The 21,272-nt window shown below is 69.2% G+C and carries 12 protein-coding genes; 3 read left to right on the top strand and 9 right to left on the bottom strand.

Annotated elements, in window-relative coordinates:
- The first annotated feature begins 87 nt into the window (after positions 1-87).
- Together C7R54_RS12445 and C7R54_RS12440 are read left to right on the top strand one after the other, a co-directional pair.
- The gene (locus tag C7R54_RS12445; RefSeq protein WP_129150752.1) at positions 88-990 is read left to right on the top strand and encodes a LysR family transcriptional regulator; all 903 of its coding nucleotides are present in this window, start codon (positions 88-90) and stop codon (positions 988-990) included.
- Positions 991-1,105: 115 nt separating this feature from the next.
- Complete coding sequence (locus C7R54_RS12440) at positions 1,106-3,091, top strand: hybrid sensor histidine kinase/response regulator (protein ID WP_129150751.1); 1,986 nt, start codon at positions 1,106-1,108, stop codon at positions 3,089-3,091.
- On the opposite strand, the gene C7R54_RS12435 is transcribed toward C7R54_RS12440, so the two are convergent.
- Positions 3,061-4,350 carry a D-amino acid dehydrogenase gene (locus C7R54_RS12435; protein WP_129150750.1) on the bottom strand — a complete coding sequence of 430 codons (1,290 nt, stop codon included), beginning with the start codon at positions 4,348-4,350 and terminating at the stop codon, positions 3,061-3,063. The genes C7R54_RS12440 and C7R54_RS12435 overlap by 31 nt on opposite strands.
- A gap of 146 nt (positions 4,351-4,496) precedes the next feature.
- On the opposite strand from C7R54_RS12435, the gene C7R54_RS12430 reads away from it, so the two are divergent.
- Complete coding sequence (locus tag C7R54_RS12430; RefSeq protein ID WP_129150749.1) at positions 4,497-4,964, top strand: winged helix-turn-helix transcriptional regulator; 468 nt, start codon at positions 4,497-4,499, stop codon at positions 4,962-4,964.
- A gap of 22 nt (positions 4,965-4,986) precedes the next feature.
- Here C7R54_RS12430 and recD read toward each other — a convergent pair whose 3' ends face one another.
- From recD to C7R54_RS12390, 8 genes are all read right to left on the bottom strand, one after another.
- Positions 4,987-7,266, bottom strand: a complete 2,280-nt coding sequence (gene recD, locus C7R54_RS12425; RefSeq protein WP_129150748.1) for an exodeoxyribonuclease V subunit alpha — start codon at positions 7,264-7,266, stop codon at positions 4,987-4,989.
- Positions 7,263-11,225 (bottom strand): exodeoxyribonuclease V subunit beta, encoded by a 3,963-nt coding sequence (gene recB / locus C7R54_RS12420; protein WP_204524327.1) that lies wholly within the window; start codon positions 11,223-11,225, stop codon positions 7,263-7,265. The genes recD and recB overlap by 4 nt, the downstream gene beginning before the upstream one ends.
- Complete coding sequence (recC, locus tag C7R54_RS12415; protein ID WP_129150747.1) at positions 11,209-15,183, bottom strand: exodeoxyribonuclease V subunit gamma; 3,975 nt, start codon at positions 15,181-15,183, stop codon at positions 11,209-11,211. The genes recB and recC overlap by 17 nt, the downstream gene beginning before the upstream one ends.
- 117 nt (positions 15,184-15,300) lie before the next feature.
- Entirely contained in the window at positions 15,301-15,741 is a 441-nt protein-coding gene (locus C7R54_RS12410; RefSeq protein ID WP_129150746.1) for a hypothetical protein, read from the bottom strand.
- A 196-nt stretch (positions 15,742-15,937) separates the two neighbouring features.
- The gene (locus C7R54_RS12405) at positions 15,938-16,930 is read right to left on the bottom strand and encodes a Bug family tripartite tricarboxylate transporter substrate binding protein (RefSeq protein ID WP_129150745.1); all 993 of its coding nucleotides are present in this window, start codon (positions 16,928-16,930) and stop codon (positions 15,938-15,940) included.
- A gap of 214 nt (positions 16,931-17,144) precedes the next feature.
- Complete coding sequence (locus tag C7R54_RS12400) at positions 17,145-18,767, bottom strand: methyl-accepting chemotaxis protein (RefSeq protein WP_129150744.1); 1,623 nt, start codon at positions 18,765-18,767, stop codon at positions 17,145-17,147.
- A 147-nt stretch (positions 18,768-18,914) separates the two neighbouring features.
- On the bottom strand, positions 18,915-20,168 hold the full coding sequence (locus tag C7R54_RS12395) for an alpha-hydroxy acid oxidase (RefSeq protein WP_129150743.1): 1,254 nt from the start codon (positions 20,166-20,168) through the stop codon (positions 18,915-18,917).
- 16 nt (positions 20,169-20,184) lie between these two features.
- Entirely contained in the window at positions 20,185-21,159 is a 975-nt protein-coding gene (locus C7R54_RS12390; protein WP_129150742.1) for a Bug family tripartite tricarboxylate transporter substrate binding protein, read from the bottom strand.
- Between the last annotated feature and the right edge of the window lie 113 nt (positions 21,160-21,272).

Raw genomic sequence — 21,272 nt, 5'->3', positions numbered from 1 at the left:
TTATGCCTGGCCGCCTCCCCCGGAACGGATCGACCCTGGATCCGGCGCGCAGGCCCGCCTTCCCGCTTCCTTCCCCTCGCGCCACGCATGAAGCATCCCGACCTCAACCTGCTGATCCATTTCGATGCCTTGATGACCTGTCGCAGCGTATCGCGCGCCGCCGACCAGGTCAGCATCAGCCAGCCCGCCATGAGCGCGGCGCTGGGCCGGCTGCGCAAGCTGTTCAACGATCCCTTGCTGGTGCGCGAGAACACGTCCTGGCAACCGACGCCGCAGGGGCTGGCATTGCAGCAGGAATTCCAGCCCCTGCTGGCCCGCTGGCGGCGCGCCACGGGCGAACACGAGGCGTTCGAGCCCCGCCGCTCCACGCGCACGGTGTCCCTGTACGCCACCGACTATATGCAGTTCACCCTGCTGCCGCGCGTGCTGCCCGGACTGGCGCAGGACGCGCCGCACGTCCACCTGCGCGTGATGCCGGCAAGGTTGCTGCATGGCATGAGCATGCTGGACACCAACCACGTCGAATTGCTGGCCGGCTACTTTCCCGATCCCTCACCCAATCTGCGCGCGCGTTTCCTCTATGAGGAGCCGGCCGTCTGCATCGTACGCGAGCAGCATCCCTGCCTGGGGCGGCGCTGGAACCTGGACGCGTACTTGCGCTATGGCCATGTCGACCTGGCCGCGCACACCGGCTACTTCAGCAGCGCCATCGACCGCCTGCTGCAAAGCAATAATCGCAAGCGCACGGTGGCCGCGACCTTGTCCAGCTACATGGTCTGCCCGTATGTGGTGGCGGCATCGGACCTGATCGCCACCATGCCGCTGAGCATCGCCCGGGCCTCGGCGCGCCAGAACGGGCTGGTGCTGCTTGACCCGCCGCTGAAATTGCCGCCCCTGTCGGTATCCCTGTACTGGCACGAGCGCTACCAGGATGACAGCGGCCACGCATGGCTGCGGCAATACATCGCGGCCAAGGTCGCGCAACCCTGAGGATTTTTCCATAATATGTTGCACTTGCGATGCTCGTTTCTTCCGGATGAGCAAGGCAGCACCCCCGGTTTGCGCTAGACTTTTCAGCGCAGAATTCCGCATCCAGACTACCGACATGACCTCCAACGTCCCCGCGACGGCCACTCCCCCAGCGCAGATCGGCGACGACCGGCGCATCAGCCTGCTGGTCGACGCCATACGCGACTACGCGATCTACATGCTCGACGCGAACGGCTACGTCAGCAGCTGGAACCCGGGCGCGCAGCGCTTCAAGGGCTATACGGCCAGCGAGATCATCGGCCAGCATTTCTCGCGCTTCTACACCGAGGAAGACCGCGCCAACGGCGTACCCGCGAAGGCCCTGCGCACGGCCGCCGAAAATGGCAGCTTCGAGGCCGAGGGCTGGCGCGTGCGCAAGGATGGCAGCCGCTTCTGGTGCAGCGTGGTCATCGATCCGGTGCGCGGGCCCGACGGCGCCATCATCGGCTACGCCAAGGTCACGCGCGACATCAGCGACAAGAAGGCCGCGCGGGATGCCCTCTACGCCAGCGAGCAGCGCTTCCGCCTGCTGGTGCAGGGCGTGCGCGACTACGCGATCTACATGCTCGATCCGGACGGCTACATCACCAACTGGAATTCCGGCGCGCAGGCGATCAAGGGCTATACCGAGGAAGAGGTGATCGGCCGCCACTTTTCCATGTTCTATACGGAAGAGGACAGGGCGCGCGGTGAACCCTCAGAGGCGCTGGAAGCCGCCCGCACGCAAGGCAAGTACCAGCATGAGGGCTGGCGCGTACGCAAGGACGGACATCGCTTCTGGGCCACGGTGGCCATCCATCCCATCCGCGACGAAAACGGCAGTTTCCTGGGCTATGCCAAGATCACCCGTGACGTCACGGAACAGCGCGAGGTGCAGCGGGCGCTGGAGCGCAGCCGCGAGGCGCTCAACCAGGCACAGAAGATGGAGGCCATCGGCCGCCTCACCGGCGGCGTGGCGCACGATTTCAACAACTTGCTGACGGTCATCCGCTCGTCGGCCGAATTGCTGCGCCGCCCGGACCTGGCGCCCGAAAAGCGCGACCGCTTTCTCGCGGCCATCGTCGACACCGCCACGCGGGCCGCTGAACTGACCCGCCAATTGCTGGCTTTCGCGCGCAAGCAACCGCTACGGCCGGAGACCTTCGACGTTGCCGAACGCCTGCGCGGCATGGAGCACATCATCCTGACGTCCGTGGGGTCGCCGGTACGCGTGGAGTTCGAGCTGCCGGAGGGCCTGGACCCCGTCCACGCCGATCCCAGCCAGTTCGAGACCGCCGTGCTGAACCTGGTCATCAACGCCCGCGACGCCATGCCGCGCGGCGGCCTGCTGCGCATCGCCGCGCGCAATACCGACAGGCTGCCGGCGGTGCGCAACCATGCCGGCGCGCAAGGAGCATTCGTCGCGGTGTCGGTCACCGATACCGGCAGCGGCATCGCACCGGAGGTGCTGTCGCGCATCTTCGAACCGTTCTTCACCACCAAGACGGTGAACCGGGGCACCGGCCTGGGACTCAGCCAGGCCTATGGCTTCGCCAAGCAATCCGGCGGCGAACTCGCCGTCCAGACCGAGGTGGGCGTGGGAACGACTTTCACCTTGTATTTCCCCCGCGCCCAGGGGACCACCCCCCTGGGCATTTCGACGCGCGCGCACACCGCCGAGCCGCCCCTGGTGGCGCACAAGGTCCTGCTGGTGGAAGACAACGAGGCCGTGGGCAGCTTCGCCAGCAACCTGCTGGCCGAGCTGGGCGTGGAAGTGACCTGGGCCACGGACGGCCAGGACGCGCTGCGCACCCTGGCCCAGCGGGACGGCGCCTTCGACCTGGTGTTCTCGGACGTGGTGATGCCCGGCATGAACGGCCTGGAGCTGGGCGCCATCATCCGCCAGCGCTGGCCCACGCTGCGGGTGGTGCTGACCAGCGGCTACAGCCATGTGCTGGCCGAGGAAGGCGTGCACGACTTCGAGCTGCTCGAAAAGCCCTATTCCGCGTCCGCCCTGCTGGCCATGCTGCAGGGCCTGCCGGTGGCGGCGAATCAGGCCAAGGCTTCGGACACCGGGGCGTGACGGTCGACACCGTAGCGCGAGATATCCAGGCCCGACAAGGAAATCTCCGGCGGCCGGCCGGTAATCAGGTCGGCCAACAGCTTGCCCGACCCGCAAGACATGGTCCAGCCAAGGGTGCCGTGCCCGGTGTTCAGGAAAAGGTTATGGAACGGGGTGGCGCCGACCACGGGCGTGCTGTCGGGCGTCATCGGCCGCAGGCCGGTCCAGAATTCGGCGCGCGCCACGTCGCCGCTGCCTGGATAGAGGTCGTTGACCACCAATTCCAGGGTCTCGCGCCGGCGGGGATTCAGACGCAGGTCGAAACCGCCGATTTCGGCCATGCCGCCCACCCGGATACGGTCGTCGAAGCGCGTCACGGCCACCTTGTAGGTTTCGTCCAGCACGGTGGATACCGGCGCCTTGCCGGGGTCGGTGATGGGAACGGTCAGCGAATAGCCCTTGACCGGGTAGACGGGCAGGCGCAGGCCCAGCGGCTGGAGCAGGCGCGGGCTGTAGCTGCCCAGGGCGACCACGTACCGGTCCGCATCGAGCATTTCGCCGCCGGCCCGGACACCGACGATGCGGCCGTCCCGGGCCTCGATGGCGCGGATCTCGGTGTCGTAGAGGAACCGGACGCCCTGGCGGGCGGCGATTTCCGCCAGCCGGACCGTGAACAAGCGGCAATCGCCGGTCTCGTCGTTGGGCAGGCGCAGGCCGCCCGTCAGGCGGGATGCCGCGCCCGCCAGCGCCGGCTCGACGCGATGCAGGTCGGCCGCGGTCAGCAGTTCATAGGGCACCCGGTTTTCCTCCAGCACGGCGATGTCGCGCCGCGCGGCTTGCATCTGCGCCTGGTCGCGGAATAGCTGCAAGGTGCCGCCGGTGCGCTGTTCGTACTGGACGCCGGTGTCCTGGCGCAGCGCGCGCAGGCAGTCGCGGCTGTATTCGGCCAAGCGCAGCATGCGTTCCTTGTTGACGGCGTAGCGCGCCGGCGAGCAATTGGAAAGCATGGCGCCCATCCAGCGCAGCTGGTCCAGCGTCCAGTCAGGGCGGATGGCCAGCGGCGCGTGGCGCTGGAACATCCACTTCAGGGCCTTGAGCGGGATGCCGGGCGCGGCCCACGGGGTCGAATAGCCGGGCGAGACCTGGCCGGCGTTGCCGTAGCTGGTTTCCCGGGCCGGCCCGGGCTGGCGGTCGACCAGGGTCACGGACGCCCCCTGGCGCGACAGATAGTAAGCCGTGGAAATGCCAATGACACCGCCACCAAGGACCAGGACACGCATCGCGGATAACCGTTATGAAAAGAGGAAAAGGGACAGGGAGAAATAGATAGTCTAAGCACAGACAGGGAGTGAATTTCACTGAAATTGGGCCGCCGAATAGGTAAGATCCGGAATGCCACCCCGACTTTCACGCCAGGGATAGTGAAATGCGCGAGCTTGACCGCACCGACCTCAAAATCCTCGACCTCCTGCAGCGGTCAGGCCGCCTGTCCATGACCGAACTGGCCGAACAGGTGGGGCTGTCGGCCACGCCCTGCACCGAGCGGGTGCGGCGGCTGGAGCGCGAAGGCGTGATCACCGGCTACTACGCACGGGTCAGTCCGCAAGCGCTGGGCAAGGGTCTGCTGGTTTTCCTGGAGATCAAGCTGTCGGCCAAGTCCGGCGACGTCTTCGAGAAAGTGCGCGAGGAGTTGCTGCACATTCCCGAGGTCATGGAGTGCCACCTGGTCTCGGGCGACTTCGATTACCTGGTCAAGGCGCGCCTTAGCGAAATGACCGCGTATCGCCACCTGCTGGGGGAGATGCTGCGGCGCCTGCCCAATTCCGCCGAATCGCGCAGCTACGTGGTGATGGAAGAAATCAAGGAAAGCCTGTACCTGGCGCCGGATCGGTGACGCTGGCGGCGGACGGGCCGCGCTACGTATCGGCCGCGCCGTCCAGGCGTTCCGGGAACAGGCCGCTGGCGCGCCGCACCTGGCGCACCATGCCCTGTTCCAGAACCGCCTCGCCGCCCGGACTGAGCAGGGTCAGGCGGCGCCGCGCGCGCGTGATGCCGGTGTAGAGCAATTCGCGCGTGAGGATGGGACCAAGGCGCTCCGGCAACACCACCACGGCATGCTCGAATTCAGACCCCTGGGACTTGTGCACCGTCAACGCGTAGACGGTCTCCACCGCTTGCAGCCGGCTGGGAGGCACCCACTTGATGCGGCCGCTGCCATCGCTGCTGGTGAAGGCCACGCGCAAGGTCGTGGCGGGCTCCCGCAGGCCTTCGCCGTGTCCGATGGCGGCCAGGGCCTCTGCTTGCGCGCCGGGCACCGGCAAGGTAATGCCGATGTCGCCGTTCATCAGGCCCAGCGCGTAGTCGTTGTGCGTGACAAGGACCGGCCTGCCGGCGTACCAGCCGTCGGCTTGCGCGATCAGCCCTTGTTCGAACAGCAGGCGGGCCACGCGCCGGTTCAGGCCCTCGACGCCCCACTCGCCGTTGCGCAGGGTCGCCAGCAGCTGGAAGCGCTGGTGCTGCCTGAGGACGGCGGCCGCCCATGCGTCCAGGGTGCCTGGATCCGTATCGGCGGGCCCCTGGCGCAGGATGGCCAGATAATCGGCATAGCCTTCGGAAGCTCGTGCGCCGGGCGCGGCCTGCGACGGCGCCAGGTCCTGCATCGCCATGCCGGTCAGCACTTCCGCCGCCCCTGCCGGCGGCTGCTCGTCGCGGCCGTGCAGCACCAGCGCCGCGAACGCGCGTTCGCATGCCGCGCCGACCAGCTTGCGCACGCCATCGGCCGGCACTTGCCAGAACATCCGCGCGGCGGCGACATCGCCGTCGTTCACCGCGGCGGCCAGACGGCCGATGCCGCTGTCGGCGGCGAAGCGGTGGCTGTGCCGCAGCATGATCACGGCCTGGTCCAGGGCCGCACCCTGGTCATCGAGGCGCGACGGCGGCAACCGCTGCCCGCTGACCCGCGCCAGCCAATCGCGCGTGGCCGGCGTATAGCGGCCCTCGCGCGCATGCACGCAAAGATCGGCCAGCACCGCGCCGGCCTCCACCGAGGCCAGCTGGTCCTGGTCGCCCAGCAGGATCAGGCGGCCCGCGGGCGGCAAGGCATCCAGCACCGCGGCCATGGTCTCCAGGTCCACCATGGAGGCCTCGTCGACGACCAGTACGTCCAGCGCCAGGCGGTTGTCGCGGTCATGGCGAAAACGTCGCGTGCCGGGACGGCTGCCCAGTAACCGATGCAGCGTGCCCACCTTGGTCGGGATGGCGGCGCGCACCGCCTGGGCCCGCGGCAAACCGTCCAGAGCGGCCAGGCGCTGCACGGCGCCGGAAATCGATTCGCTCAGCCGGGCCGCGGCCTTGCCGGTCGGCGCGGCCAGGCGGATGCGCAGGGGACCGTCCGCGCCATCGAGCGCGAGCGCCTGCAGGACGGCCAGCACCTTGACCACGGTCGTGGTCTTGCCCGTCCCTGGTCCGCCCGTGATGATGGTGAGGGCGCTGCCGGCGGCAATCGCGCAAGCCACCTTCTGCCAGTCGACGCCGTCATCGCCCGCGTCCGCGCCGGCGAACAGCGCGTCCAGGTATTCGCGCAGGCGCGCCGTGGGCAATGCCGCCTGTAGCGCGGCATTGCGTTGCAGGCGCTGGGTGATGCCCTGCTTGATGTCCTGCTCGTACTGCCAGCAACGCCGCAGGTAGAGGCGCGGCCGCGCGCCACCGGCGAGCACCAGCGGCGTGCGGCCGGGTCCCGCGCCCACCAGGCGCGGGTCGTCCAGCGCCGCCAGCCAGTCCCGCAGCGTCAGTTGCTCCAGCAGCTGGGCCGGGTAGAAAGCGGGCGGCGACTCGCGCGAAGCCGCCGGCGCGTCTTCCGGCGGCAGGGCCAGGGTGACGGCGGGATCGTCCAGCGCCGCCGCCAGGTCCAGGCAGGCATGCCCGTGGCCCAGCTGATGGCTGGCCAGCACGGCGGCCAGGATCAGGCGCGGTGAAGCATCGGGTATTTCGCGCCAGAGGAAATCGGCGAACACCACATCCAGGCGGCGCAGCCAGCGCCGTTCGACCCAGTCATCCAGGGTCGAACGCAACCTGGCCGCATCGTCCAGCGGCGCGGACGCGCTGCGCCGATGGACCGGCGGACGGGAGCCCTCCTGTCGCTGCGCGGCACCCTCCCCGAGGGAGGATTCGCCCTTGGGGCGGCCCGGCCGACTCATGCAGCCTCCCTGGCGGGTTGCGATCCGCTGTCGCCGTGGCCGGCGAAGAGCGCGTCCAGCGCCTCGATCAGCGCGCGGGACGGGCGATCGATGTAGACGCCGCCGCCCGGCGCATGGCTGCCGCGCAGGAATAGATAGACGGCGCCGCCGATATGGCGATCGTAGTCATAGTCCGGCAGGCGCGCGCGTAGCAGGCGATGCAGCGCCAGCAGATAAAGCACGTATTGCAACTCATAGCGATGGTCGAGGATGGCGCCCAGCATGGCGCGCGCGTCGTACGCCGCATCGTCCGGCCCAAGCCGGTTGGATTTGTAGTCGGCCACGTAGTAGCGCCCCTGGTATTCGAACACCAAGTCGATGAAGCCCTTGAGCATTCCGTTCAAGCGGGCGGGCGCCAGCGCCGCGCGTCGATGGCCCGGATGCACATGCGCGCATACCAGCCCGTCGATACGGGTCGCCGCGACATCATGCGCGGCAAACCAGAATTCCATTTCCGACACGCAGGCGCGCGGATCGAGGTCGGCCAGCGCCACGGGCCCGGGCGCGGCGACGCGGCGGTCCGGCGCGGTGGCCTCGGCAGACGCGTGTCTCCCGTCCGCGCCGTCCGCGCCGTCCGCGGGCTGGGCCGGCAGCGCAAGGGGCAAGCCGAGGAAATGTCGCAGCCAATCGGACAGCGGGCCGGCCCAGTCGTCCCAGCCGCGTTCCTGGCACCGGCGCGCCACCGCGTCCCGCAACGCGCCGGCATCGGCGGCCGCCTGGCCGAAGCCCTGGGCCGCGGCCCATTCAAGCAATTCGTGGAAGAAGGTGCCGGCCTCGGCGCCCGCGGGGAACGCATGCAGCGGACCGGCATTGCCCAGGCTCAGCTGCATGGCGGAAGCCGCGGGCGCGGCGTTCGCCACCGCTATCGCGATGGCCGGCGACGCCTCGCCGTCCGCCGCCATGGGGCCGGCCGAGGCTTCCACATAGACGTCCTCGGCCGCGGTGTCGGGCGCCTCCGACGGGCCGTCCTCGACGGTGCGCAGCGCCGAATAGCTGGCCACCCACCAATGCTCGCGCACGCCGCGCGACATCTCGCGGGCCCGCCCGTCCCGCGCGGTCGAGACGGCGGCGCGATAGACGGCATCGGACGTGACCGGCGCGGGCCGCACGGCGATATGCGGATGATCGCCGCGCCAGCGATCCAGCACGGCGTCGAATGCTGTCGCATCCAGCGGCCGGCCCTGCCCCAGCAGATAGCCGAGCGCGCTGGCCTGCGCATTCGCGATGGGCGCGCAACCCAGCCAGGTGGCATAGCGCGCCCGGGTGAGCGCGACGTAGAGCTTGCGCAGGTCCTCGCCCAGGCGCTCGCGATCGGCGCGCGCCTGGGCGCCCTCGTCCGGTTCCAGCGTCACGTGCAAGTCGCCATCGGCGTCATGCCAGGCAAGGGGCAGGTCGTCCACGTCCACCGGCCGGAAGGCCATGGCGAAAGGCAGGAACACCAGGGGATATTCCAGGCCCTTGGATTTGTGCACCGTCACGATGCGCAGTAGGTCGGCATCGCTCTCCAGCCTTATGGTCAGGGCATCATTCTCTTCGCCTTCCGCGGCGGCCGCGCGCATTTCCGCGAGGTGACGCAGCAATGCATGCTCGCCCTCGATCCGCACGCTGGCCTGTTGCAGCAGTTCCGCGATGTGCAGCAGGTCCGTCAGCCTGCGCTCGCCGGCGGTGGCGTCGGCCACGCCGCCCGCGCGTTGGCGCGCCGGCACGTCGAAGTCGTCCAGCAGGCGTCGCAGCATGGGCAACACGCCCAGCACGCGCCAGTCGCGGCCATAGCCGCGGAACTGGTCCACACGGCGGTCCCATTCCCACTCGTTGCTGTTGAGGCTGTCCAGCGCCTCCCACGACAGGCCCAGCGTCGGCGTGGCCAGCGCCGCGCGCAGCAGGCGCGGGTCGTCCGGTTCGGCGCATGCGCGCAGCCAGTGCTCGATGTCGGCGGCCTGCGGACTCAGGTAGACGGACTGGTTTTCCGACAGGTAAACGCTGCGCACGCCCCGCTGCGCCAGGGCCTGGCGGATGATGCGCGCCTCGCGGCCGCTGTTGACCAGCACGGCCATGTCCGCCGGGCGCAGCGGCCGCGGCGCGGCATGGGCCCCGGCAGCCGTATCGGCGTCCGTATCCGTGTCCGCGTCCGCATCGGCATCGGTACCGGCCGGCGCATGCAAATGCGCGCTGACGAAGCCGGCGCGGCCTTGCCGGCCCAGGGCCATCAGGCGCGCGATCTCGCCCGCGCAGGCGGCGGCCATCTGTTCGCGGTAGGCGCCGATGCCCACCGGCGCGCCGTCCTCGCCCCCGGACAGCCACCAGGCTGTCAGCGCCGGTGCGTCCTCGTCCTCGATCACCAGGCGGTCCGCGCGACCATGCGCCAACGCGCCGGTGAAGGGCACGGGATTGCCGCGCGGCGTGCGAAACAGGAAAGCGCCGTCGCCTTCCGGATGACGCTCCGCCACCTCGAAGCAATGGTTGGCCGCCGACACCATCGCCTGGGTCGAGCGGTAATTGGTCTTCAGCGCGTACAGCCGCCCGTCCACCGCCGCGCGTGCACGCAGGTACGTGTAGATATCCGCGCCACGGAAACCATAGATGGCCTGCTTGGGATCGCCGATCAGGATCAGGGCGCAATCCTCGGGATCCTCGGCCAGGCGGTAGACCGCATCGAAGATGCGGTACTGCACGGGATCGGTATCCTGGAATTCGTCGATGAGCGCGACCGGGAATTGCTGGCGCATGGCCGCCGCCAGCACCGCGCCGTTGGGGCCCGCCAGCGCGCGGTCGAGCTGCCCCAGCAGGTCGTCGAAATCCATCTGCGCGCGCCGTGCCTGCTCCTGCGCGTAGCGGCGCCGCATCCAGGCGGCGGCGTGCTTCAGGATATCGTTGCGCGCGGCCGGCAGGGCCAGCACCCGCTCGCGCAGCGCCGCCAGGGCCGCGCAGGCGGGATGGTCGGGCGGCTCGCCTTTCCACGCCTCTTCCATGCCAGCCGGCGACAGGCGCTGCCAGGCGGTGTCGGACAGTTCGGGCAGCAGGCTGTCCGGCGCCTCGCACCACGCCTGCAAGGCATCCAGCCAGCCGTTGTAGTAGCGCGCCTGGAACTTGCGTCCGTCCACCCGCTTCGCGGCAACACCCGCGTCGAAGATTTCCCGTAGCGCGGTCAGCCACGCGGGCCAGGGGTCTTTCAGCGCGGCCAGCTCGCGGGTGCGCGCGTCGCGCGCCGTGGCCAGCAGCTCGCGCGGCGCGGCCAGGCCGCCGTCCAGCCCGCCGTCCAGCTGCGGCGCATACCTGAACAGGCGCGCGGCGTCTTCCCGCAAGGCGTCCGGACTGGCCCACCAGGCGCGCAGTTCGCGCGCGCCGGCGCTGTCCAGGCCCGCAATGAAGACGCGCCAGTAGTCGCGCGCCGCTTCGGCCAGCAAGGGCGCGCTGTTCTGCTCCAGCGTCTGCTGGAACAGGCTGTCGCTATCGAAGGCGTGCTCACGCAGCATGCGGTTGCACCAGCCGTGGATGGTGGACACGGCGGCCTCGTCCATCCACTCCACCGCCAGCTGCAACTTGCGCGCGCAGGCTCCCCACGTATCGGGCGGATACGCGGCGCGCAGGTCGCGCAGGACATCGCCGCCGACCGGGTCCGCATCGGCATCCGCCGGATCGGCCAGGAAGACGCGCGCCGCGTCGGCCAGGCGGGCGCGGATGCGGTCGCGCAGCTCCTGCGTGGCGGCATCGGTGAACGTGACCACCAGGATTTCGGGCGGCACCAGGGGCCGGCCCAGTCCCGCGTCGTCTCCATGCCCCAGCACCAGGCGCACATACAGCGTGGCGATGGTATACGTCTTGCCGGTGCCGGCGCTGGCCTCGATCAGGCGGCTGCCGCGCAACGGAAAGCGCAGGACGTCGAGGTCGACGGGAGCGTCGCGGTCAGACGGGGTCATCATTGGCTCCCGCGCAATGCTTCGCCGTGGGATTGCCCGCGGCATCCTTGCCGTCCGCGCCTTGCCTGCCTGCGTCCTTGTCGGTCTTGCCGGAACGGGCGGGCCGCGCGTCGCCGCGCGAGGCAGTCTTGTCCGGCTTGGCGTCCGCGTAGAGCGCGGCCCGCATGGGACGCAGCAGGGCCCGCGCCAGCGCCTGGAATTCGCCGCCGCGCGTCAGCGCGGTGAAATCCGGATAGACCGCCCGCAGATACGCGCTGCGGTCGACTTCCCCTTCCATCATGGGCGCGCCTTCATACACCTTGCGCGCCTGCTGCCAGGCGACGGCGCGCGCGCCGGTGAGCGCGCCCGGCGGCAGGCTGTCGTCCGCATCGCGCGCGATGCCTGGAATCATGCCCGCCCCAGGCTCGGCGCCTGCCGCTTCCACGGCGCCCTGATCGGCGTCCTCCGGCAGGCGGGTCAACCATTCGAAGGCCGCGCCCACGGCAAGGGGCAGCGGACGGCGCATCCCCGCTTCCCACGCCGCCAGCCAGAGGCCCAGCCATGCCCGCGCGCGCTCAAGCGGCACGGGGGCGAATTCGATATCGCCGGCCTTGCTGATCACCAGCGTGGTGACCGGTTGGCCGCCCAATTGCGCCGCGACGTGCGCGACCCAATGCCCCACCACCTTGTCCGCGCGATAGCGACCCTTGGGGACCAGGCTGCTGCTTTCCAGGACCAGCCGGCACCGCTGGCCGTCGTCACTCAGCCGCAGGCCGCCGAGGTAGTCTTCCAGCGCCAACCGGGTCGGCGCCGAGGTCAAGTCCAGGACACCCCCCGGCGCATCTCCCGCCGTCCAGGCCGGCGCGCGCAAGGCTGCCGCATCGGTCGGCGTAGTGTCGGCAGAAAAGCGGGAAGGAGAAAAACGCTCAGGGGCGACGCCGTCAAGGGTATGGCGGTCGACAGTAAAGCGCACCGCCAGTTCGCCCTCCACCGGCGTGGGCCAGCGCTCCAGGGCGGCGGCATAGCGCGCCATCATTTCGTCGAGCGGCGCGGCAAGGTCGGCCGCCGCCAGTTCGCCGAAGGCCCCGGCCGGCAACTCGCCGGCCCGCATGCAGGCGGCCAGGACATCGTCGCGCGCCGGCGCCGGCCCGTCCCCCGCTTGCAAGGCACGCGCCTGGGCCTTGATCAATCGGTCCTGCAACTGCCATTGCTCCAACGCGTCGGGCGCGAAGGGCTCGATGTCCTCGGCCACCACATCCTCGGCGGAGAAACTGACCTGCAGGCGCTGGCGGAAGAACGCTTCCACGGGCGCCTTCAGGAAGTCGGCCAGCTCGCGCAAGGACAGCGGCTCCTCACGCGCAACAGGCGGCAAGGGCGCCGGGCGTGGCGCGGCGTCCGCCGCCGTGCCCGGCGCGCGCGCCCATTCCCGCGCGTACGTGAACAGGGGCGAGCGTCGGGGATCGGCGGTGAAGTAATCGGGGCTGAACGGCTGCAAGCGATGCTCCACGGTCAAGGCCGCCGCCACACCGTTCGAGGTACCCGCAACGCTCGCTTCGGCGCCGGCCAGTCGCCATCCCGCATCCAGATGATCGCGCAGCTGGCTCACCAGGACGGACGGCGGCCGCGGCGTATTGTCACGCACGCTGCGGCCTATCCACGAAACGTACAGGCGGTCGCGCGCCGACAGCAGCGCCTCGAGGAACAGATAGCGGTCATCCTCGCGGCGCGAGCGGTCGCCCGGCCGATAGTCGCGGCCCATCAGGTCGAAGTCCATGGGAATGCGCACACGCGGATAATCGCCGTCGTTCATGCCCAGCAGGCACACGTGACGAAACGGTATCGCGCGCATCGGCATCAACGTGGCGAACGTCACCGCGCCACCGAAGAAGCGCTGCGTCAATCCGCCTTCGTCCAGCGCCGACAACCAGTGCTCGCCGACCACCGCCAGCGGCAGGGGCTCGGTCACATTGGCTTGCGCGCAGATCTCCAGCCAGGCCTGCAACTGCCCTCGCAATTGGCGCAGCACCAGGCCGTCGGTGCTGGCCTCTTCCTCGAAGAAGGCCTCCAGCAGGCCGCGCAAGCGCTCGCCCCAGCGCTCCGGCGCCGTGGGTTCCGCCAGTTCACGCCACCAGTGCTCCAGCGCCGCCACCAATTCCGCCAGGTTGCCCAGCAAGGCGGCGTCCAGGCCGCCCACGTCGCCATACGGCTCGATGCCCTGCCAATCGCCGCCGCGCGCGCCCACCGCATATCCCAGCAGCACGCGGCGCATGCCGAACAGCCAGGTGTTGGGCGCCGCCGCCGTGTCGGCCGCGGGCAAGCCCAGCGACCGGCGCTGTTCATCGTGCAGGCCCCAACGGATATTGGCGCCGCGCATCCAGTTGTGCAGCAGCGGCAGCTGGTCCTCCGCGATGCCGTAGCGGCGGCGCAGCGCCGGCACCTCCAGCAGGTCCATCAGGTCGCTGACGGCGAAGCGGGCATACGGCAGCTGCAGCAGGTGCTCCAGCGCATGCAGCAGCGGATCGACATGGCGCTTGCCGCGGTCTGCCAGGGTATAGGGAATGGCGCGCTTGTCGTCGGCGGCATACAGCCCGAAGACGGCCTGCACGTGCGGCGCGTAGGCCTCGATATCGGGCACCATCACGATGACGTCGCGTGCCCGCAGGCCCGGGTCGTCGTCGAACGCGGCCAGCAGCTGGTCGTGCAGGATTTCCACTTCGCGCTGGCGGCTGTGCGCGACGTGGAAACGGATGGACGTATCGCGCGCCGCGTCGACCGCCGGCCACAGCGCACGGCTCTCGTGCAAGGGGCGCAGGTCAAGGATGTCGTCCTGCAATTGCCGCAACAGCGTGGGGCCGGCGGCCACCGGCGACTGGAACAGGTCCAGCCGCTGGGTATGGTCGCCGTAGCGGGCGAGGAAGGCCTCGCGCGTATCGCGGTCATCGTGCTCGTCCAGCAGGCCGATGAAATCGCGCCCCTGCTTGCCCCAGGCCGCCAGCAGCGGATGGGCGTGCAGGTGCAGGGCATCCTCGCCGATGACGGCGGGCGCGCCCGCGCGCCGCGCCTGCCGCGCGTGGCTGGCGCGCAGCAAGTCCTTGCCTTCGATGATGTCCGCCCAATAATGCTCGCAAGGGTTGTGCACGCACATCAGGACCTGGGTCCAGCGCGCCAGCACCGCCAGGACTTCCAACGATTGGCGCGGCAGCGTCGATATACCGAACACCACGATGCGGCGCGGGAGATCGGGCGGCGGCGCGTCGCCCAGCTGCTCGGCGCGCCGCATGAAGGCCGCATGCACGGCGGCACGGCCGTCGGACGAAGGCGCGACATAGGCGGCGGCCGCGGCGGGCCCCGATGCCGTTCCCGCTTCGGCCTGTGCCGCCACGTCGTCCAGCAATGCCCGCCACAGGGCGGCCTGCCAGCGCTGCGCATCCGGCAGCGGCCGCGCGGGACCGCTGTCTCGCGGCAACACATCCTGTCCCCGCGCCCATGCATCCAACCAGTCCGCGCGGTAGACCTGGTACTGGTCGAACAGGTCGGCCAGGCGCTCGGCCAGCTGATAGCGCTTGCGGCAATCGTCGTCGCGATGCAGGAAGCGCTGCAAGGGCGCATAGACCGGCTGTGTCATCACCTGCGGCAGCAGGCGCAGCAGGCGCCACATCAGGCGCGACTTGTCGTAAGGGGAGACCTCGGGCACGGCCTGCGTGCCCAGCACGATACGGTAGGCGCGCCAGAGAAAGCGCGAGGGCAGCAGGAAATCCAGGCCCGCCGCGATGCCACTGCCGCCGTCCGCCACGTCCGCCGCCAAGGCGAGCTTCAACCACTGGGCGATGCCGCTGCTTTGCACCAGCACCACTTCCTGTTCCAGCGGACCCAGCGGGTGGCGGTCCAGCCACCCGACCAGCACGTCGCGCAGCGACTCGGACAAGTTGCTGTGGATGACGATCAGGCCAGATGGCAGCGATGGCAGCGACGATAGGGTCATGCGCGATCGGAAAGGGCTATCGCCGGCAATGGCGCCGGCGATGCGGAAGACGGGACTTGATGCAACGATAACCTGGAATGCGGCCGCTTCCCGGCGGCCGCGCCGCGACGAGACCCGTCAGCGACGGACCACGGTGACGCCGGCGCCTTTCTCGACCGGCACGAACATGCCGTTATCGAAGAAAAAGCCCTGGATGCGGTCGGCGGAGACGACCATCATGGCTTCCCGCGTGCCGTTCACCAGCAGGGACGTCCCGGTCTGGCGGAACACGTCGCCCTGCGGAATCGCGCCGACCTGGCGCCACACCGAATCGGCGCCGATCTGCACCTTGCCCACCTTTTCGACGTCATAGGACAGGGGCCGATGGATCCGTATTTGGGCACCAGCCGATGCGCTATACAGCGGCACATAGGAGTCCTTGACGTTCTCCGTCGAGGAACACGCCGCCAGCAGGGACAGGGCCAGCGCGGCCGCGCACGCCCCCAGGCCGCCCCGAACGCGGGCTGCCGGCCGCCTGGCGGCCGTGCCGTCGCAGTCCCGTATCCATGTCGAATTCATGCCGCCTCCTTTGCGCAATCGCGGACTGCGGCGAGTATACGAGGGGAAGCCGGAAAAATCGGGTAAGCGTATTGCGAAAAATGTTTACCAACCCTCAATCCCCGTCCAGGCTGCGGGCGCGGCAGGACCGGTCGGACGAGCGGCCGGGCCATCCGCCTCGTGCCTGGGCGGCGCCGGCCCGGAAAGCCCTGGCGCATCATTGCAAGGTGATATTGCCTTCCTTGATCACCTTGGCCCACTTGGCGGTTTCGCTGCGGATGAAGGCGCCGAATTCTTCCGGCGTGCCGCCGCCGGCCTGGCTGCCGGTGTCATTGATGGCCTTGACGATATCCGGGTCGCGCAGGATGTCATTGAGATCGCGGTTCAGGCGCGCGACGATGGGCGCGGGCGTGCCGGCCGGCGCGATGATGCCTTGCCAGTTATAGGACTCGAAGCCGGGCAGGCCGGCTTCCGCCATCGTAGGCACGTTCGGCAGGACCGCCAGGCGCTTGGCCGAGGTCACCGCCAGCGGATGGATTTTCTTGCCCTGGATGGCCGGCAGCGCGGAATAGCCCATTTCGAACATCATGGTGATGTGGCCGCCCATGAGGTCGGTGGCCGCCAGGCTGCCGCCCTTGTAGGGTACGTGGACGATATCGATATGCGCGGCTTCGCGGAACATTTCCCCGGACAGGTGATGCGCGCCGCCGACGCCGGAAGAACCGAAGGTCAGCTTGCCCGGCTCTTTTTTCGCCAGCGCGATCAGCTGCTGCACGCTGTCAACCTTGACCGTGGGGCCGACGCTGAGGACCAGCGGGCTGTTTTCTATGAGGATGACAGGCGCCAGGTCCTTGGCGACGTCGTAGGGAATGTCCTGCATCAGGCTGGGATTGACCGAGAGCGGCGCCAGGTTGCCGGTGCCCAGGGTATAGCCGTCGGGCTTGGCGCGCGCGATGAAGGTGGTCCCCACCACGCCCCCCGCGCCCGCCTTGTTTTCCACCACCACCGGCTGGCCCAGCTTCTGCTCCAGCTTGCGGGCGATGACGCGCACGCGCGTATCCGCGAAACCGCCGGGCGCGTAGGGCACCACGATGGTGACCGGACGCGAGGGCCAGTCGCCCGTGTCGCTCGCCGGCGCTGCGCCAGCGGCCGTGCAGGCCCCGGCCAGCAAGGCGATGCCGGCGGCGATGCGTTGGAAGGTTTTTTTCATGCAAGGCTCCTCGTTTGATGCTGCGGGCCGCCCCGGACGGTGGCGCAGGCCCATGCCGGCCCCGCGGCCGGTCGCGCACTGCGCATCATATCCGCTGCCGTTCGCCGGGCGCCGTGGGGCGTGATGAAAACAACCCAAGACGCGGCCCCGGCCGCAAGGCGCTCCAGGCCGCGGCCGCAAGGATGCAAGACTCGCTCGGACCGCAGGGGCTCGCTCAGGCCGGCAGGGCCGCGGTCCTGGTGGCCGACAGGACGCCGGCCGAGACCTCGATCACCTCGTGCGTGGCCAGCTTGAACACGGCCACCGCGTCCTGCAGCCGGCGCGCCTGGTCCTCCAGCGAATTGGCGGCGGCGGCCGCCTGCTCGACCAGGGCCGCGTTCTGCTGCGTGGTGCTGTCCATCTGCGTCACGGCCTGGTTGACCTGCTGGATGCCGCCCGACTGCTCCTCCGACGCCGCCGAGATCTCGCCGACGATATCGCTGACACGTCGCACGGACCCGACGATTTCCTGCATGGTGGCGCCCGCGTGCTCGACCTGGCTCGATCCCACCGACACCTTGTGACTGGAGTCGTCGATCAGGGTCTTGATCTCCTTGGCCGCCTGGCCGCTGCGCTGGGCCAGCGAACGCACTTCGCTCGCCACCACGGCGAAGCCCTTGCCCTGCTCGCCGGCGCGAGCCGCTTCCACCGCCGCGTTCAACGCCAGGATATTGGTCTGGAAGGCGATGCCGTCGATCACGCTGACGATCTCGGCGATGCGTCGCGAGCTCTCGGAGATATCGCGCATGGTGTGCACCACCTGGCCGACTGCCTCGCCGCCGCGCCGCGCCACGTCCGAGGCATCGACCGCCATCTGGTTGGCCTGGCGCGCGTTATCGGCATTCTGGCGCACGGTGGAAGACAGCTCCTCCATGCTGGCCGCGGTTTCTTCGAGCGACGCCGCCTGCTCTTCCGTGCGGGCCGACAGGTCATGGTTGCCCGCGGAGATCTCGCGCGCGCCGCCGTGGATCTCGTTGACGCTCTGGCGCACCGTCGACACGGTGCGCGACAAACTGTCCTGCATGTGCTTGAGGGCGCGCCGCAAGGCGCCGATCTCGGTGTCGGCGCCGACGTCGATGCGGTTGGTGAGGTCGCCCTCGGCGATGCGATGGCACAGTAGCCCGGCCTCGCGCAGCGGGTCGAAGACGGTGCGCGTGAAGATGACGAACAGCGCGGCGATCAGCAGCACCACGAAAACGCCGGCGATGCTGGCCACCATCAGCGCGGTGGCGATGTGGTCGGAAGCATCGCCGGCTATGGCCGAACCCACCTGGGCGGCATAGTCCGCATAGGCATTGATGGCCTGCGTGAAGGTGGTGCCCATGGGCGTCACCTTTTGCTCGGTCAGGCGCAGCGCGGCGTCCTGGTCGCCCGCCAGGACCGCGGCCACCAGCGGCTCATAGGCCTGGGTACGGTATGCCTGGTACGACGACATCATCTGCTGGTACAGCGGGCCGCCCTGTTCGGACGTATCCGGCCGCCCCTGCAGCGTTGCCGCCAATTTGTCGGCATTCCTGGAATAGCCCTGGCTGCGTCCCGCCGTCTGCTGCGCGCCCGCCTTGTCGCCGTCCTTCAGCTGGGTCAGCGCGATGGTCACCGCCAGGCGCCCGCGCAACAGTTCCGAAGCGACCTGGCGTGCCGCGTCCGCCCGTACTACGTTGGTATCGAGCAGCACGCGGATGGCTTGCCGGTTGCTGCTGAGCTGTTGGTAGGCGCCCAGGCCGAGCACCACGAACAGCACGAAAAAAATGGCCAGGGCCGAAGTCAGGATGGCCCGGACACTGAGTTTCTTGAACATTTTGCACTCCCAAGGGGTCGGCTTCGATTACGACACGGGAAGGGCAAAAATTAAGTAGTAATGACGCAAATTAATGCGGATTATTGCCGGCCACGGGCCGCAGGCCAAGAACGGCGAGCCGCCAGCGACCCGCGACATGAGCAATAACTACTCAAGCCCGCTCGCGGGCGAGCCGGCCGGCGCCACCTTCAGCAATTCACCGGCGTCCAGGTCGCGCGGCGCGTTCATCCCCAACAAGGCCATGTTCCGGTGCACTTCCTGGCGCAGGATGTCGATGGCGTGCGCGACGCCCGCCTGCCCGGCGATGGCGCCCGCATAGTTGAAGGGCCGTCCGACGAAGACGAAGTGGGCGCCCAGGGCCAGCGCCTTCAGCACGTCGGTGCCGCGGCGGATGCCGCTGTCCAGCATGACCGGATAGTCGGGCCCGAGCGCCTGGACGATGGCGGGGAGCACGCGCATGGGCGACGCCGCGCCATCGAGCTGGCGTCCACCATGGTTGGACACGATGATGGCGTCGGCGCCATGCTCGCGCGCCAGCACCGCGTCGCGGGGGTGCAGGACGCCCTTGAGCACCAGGCGGCCGCGCCAGCGATTGCGTATCAGGTCGAAGTGGCTCCAGTCGAGATGGTCGCGCGCGCCGAAGTCGCGCATGACATTGCGCGACAAAATGGGCGCGCCGCGCGTGGCCTGCGAGTTCTCGAAATGCGGCATGCCGTGGCGCCACAGCGTTTTCAGCGCCGTGCCGAAAAGCCAGCGCGGGTGGGTCACGCCGTCCCAGGCCAGGCGCAGGCTGGGCCGCAGCGGGGACGAGAATCCGGCCCGGGTATTGTTTTCGCGGTTGCCGCTGACGGGCGTATCGACGGTCACGACCAGCGTGCCGTAGCCGGCGCGTTCCACCCGGTCCAGCAGCGCCAGGATGCGCGCCGGCTCACCCGGCACATAGGCCTGGAACCAGGCTTGCGGGTACGCCTGGACGATCTGCTCCAGCGGGATCAGCGACGATCCGCTCATGATCATCGGGATGCCGGCCTGCGCCGCCGCGCGCGCCTGCACCAGGTCGCCCTGGTAGGCGGACAGGGCGCTCATCCCCATGGGCGCGATGCCGAAGGGCGCGGCCCAGTCCTGCCCCAGCAATCGCGTCCGCAGGCTGCGCTTGGACGTGCTGGTGAGAATGCGGGTGACGAAACGGTACTCGTCGAAGACCGCGCGGTTGTCATGGCGCGCGAGATTGGTCTCGCAGCCCCCCGACACATAGGCGAAGATGGGCGGCGGCAGGTGGCGGCGCGCCGCGCGCTCCAGGTCATCCAGCGAAAGAATGCGGCGCAGGCGGCGCGGTGTCGCGGCCGGCGCCGCCGGCTTGGGTGTCACGGCCGCGGCGGCGGGCGGCGGGGAGGTGTCCATGTCAGGCGCGGCGCTATCAATCGGCCTTGATGTTCTTGGCCTGGGCGATGTGCTTCCAGCGCGTCAACTCCTCGGCGACGAAGGTCCCGAACCGCGCGGGCGACTCCGGTGCGGGCTCGGCGCCCTCCTTGAGGAAGAAGGCCTTCATGTCCTCGGACTTGAGCGCGTCGTTGATCGCGGTATTGAGCTTCTCGGTCACCGCCTTGGGCATGTTGGCCGGTCCGATCACGCCCCACCACAGGTCGACGGCGCTGCCCTTGTAGCCGACCTGCTCCAGCGCGGGCAGGTCCGGCGCGATGGCCGACTTCTCGGCGGCCGTCACGCCCAGCGCGCGCACCGCGCCGCCCTTGACCTGGCCCAGGATGGAAGGCGCGCTGGCGATCAGCATCTGGATCTGGCCGCCCATCAGGTCATTGGTGGCCGGTCCCATGCCCTTGTACGGCACGTGCGTCATCTTGATGCCGGCCGCCTCGCAGAAAATTTCCGAGGCGAACTGGTTGATGCTGCCGGTGCCCGACGAGCCATAGTTCAGCCGGTCCGGGTGCTGCTTGGCGTACGCGACCAGCGACTGGATGTCCTTGAACTGCGAGTCCTTGCCCACCGTCACCAGCAGCGGCCCCTTGGCGAGCATGGCGACGTGGGTGAAGCTCTTGACGGGATCGTAGCTGAGGTTGTCGCGCACGGCCGCGCCGGTGGTGAAGGTCGAGGAGACCACCGCAAGCGTGTAGCCGTCGGCCGGCGCCTTGGCCACCAGCACATTGGCCAGGATGCCGCCGCCGGAAGGCTTGTTCTCGACCACGATGGTGGCCTTCATGGAGTCGCCCAGGCGCCTGGCCAGCATGCGCGCGAACACATCGTTCGAGCCGCCCGGCGCGCTGCCGACGATCAGCGTGATGGGCTTGTCGGGAAATTCCGCCAGCGCGGAGTGGGCCGTGGTCAACGCCACGGCGGCCAGCAGGGCGCGGCCGCCGTTGAGCAGGAACGATCGCATGCTCTTGTCTCCTGATAATCGAATAGTCCGCATATCGTAACGGCAGCGCGCGACGAGAGGGGACGAGTTCTTCTGACCACATCATCAGGAAAACTCACGAAGCCCACGGCAAT

Source organism: Achromobacter aloeverae, assembly GCF_004121055.1.
In the GTDB taxonomy this organism is placed as follows: Bacteria; Pseudomonadota; Gammaproteobacteria; order Burkholderiales; family Burkholderiaceae_B; genus Bordetella_C; species Bordetella_C aloeverae.
This window is presented reverse-complemented; position numbering and strand designations above follow the sequence as displayed.

Bases quoted from the DNA above. Each gene is read 5' to 3' on its own strand.
- C7R54_RS12445 (WP_129150752.1), top strand. From the start codon at position 88: ATGAAGCATCCCGACCTCAACCTGCTGATCCATTTCGATGCCTTGATG.
- C7R54_RS12440 (WP_129150751.1), top strand. From the start codon at position 1,106: ATGACCTCCAACGTCCCCGCGACGGCCACTCCCCCAGCGCAGATCGGC.
- C7R54_RS12435 (WP_129150750.1), bottom strand. From the start codon at position 4,350: ATGCGTGTCCTGGTCCTTGGTGGCGGTGTCATTGGCATTTCCACGGCT.
- C7R54_RS12430 (WP_129150749.1), top strand. From the start codon at position 4,497: ATGCGCGAGCTTGACCGCACCGACCTCAAAATCCTCGACCTCCTGCAG.
- recD (WP_129150748.1), bottom strand. From the start codon at position 7,266: ATGAGTCGGCCGGGCCGCCCCAAGGGCGAATCCTCCCTCGGGGAGGGT.
- recB (WP_204524327.1), bottom strand. From the start codon at position 11,225: ATGATGACCCCGTCTGACCGCGACGCTCCCGTCGACCTCGACGTCCTG.
- recC (WP_129150747.1), bottom strand. From the start codon at position 15,183: ATGACCCTATCGTCGCTGCCATCGCTGCCATCTGGCCTGATCGTCATC.
- C7R54_RS12410 (WP_129150746.1), bottom strand. From the start codon at position 15,741: ATGAATTCGACATGGATACGGGACTGCGACGGCACGGCCGCCAGGCGG.
- C7R54_RS12405 (WP_129150745.1), bottom strand. From the start codon at position 16,930: ATGAAAAAAACCTTCCAACGCATCGCCGCCGGCATCGCCTTGCTGGCC.
- C7R54_RS12400 (WP_129150744.1), bottom strand. From the start codon at position 18,767: ATGTTCAAGAAACTCAGTGTCCGGGCCATCCTGACTTCGGCCCTGGCC.
- C7R54_RS12395 (WP_129150743.1), bottom strand. From the start codon at position 20,168: ATGGACACCTCCCCGCCGCCCGCCGCCGCGGCCGTGACACCCAAGCCG.
- C7R54_RS12390 (WP_129150742.1), bottom strand. From the start codon at position 21,159: ATGCGATCGTTCCTGCTCAACGGCGGCCGCGCCCTGCTGGCCGCCGTG.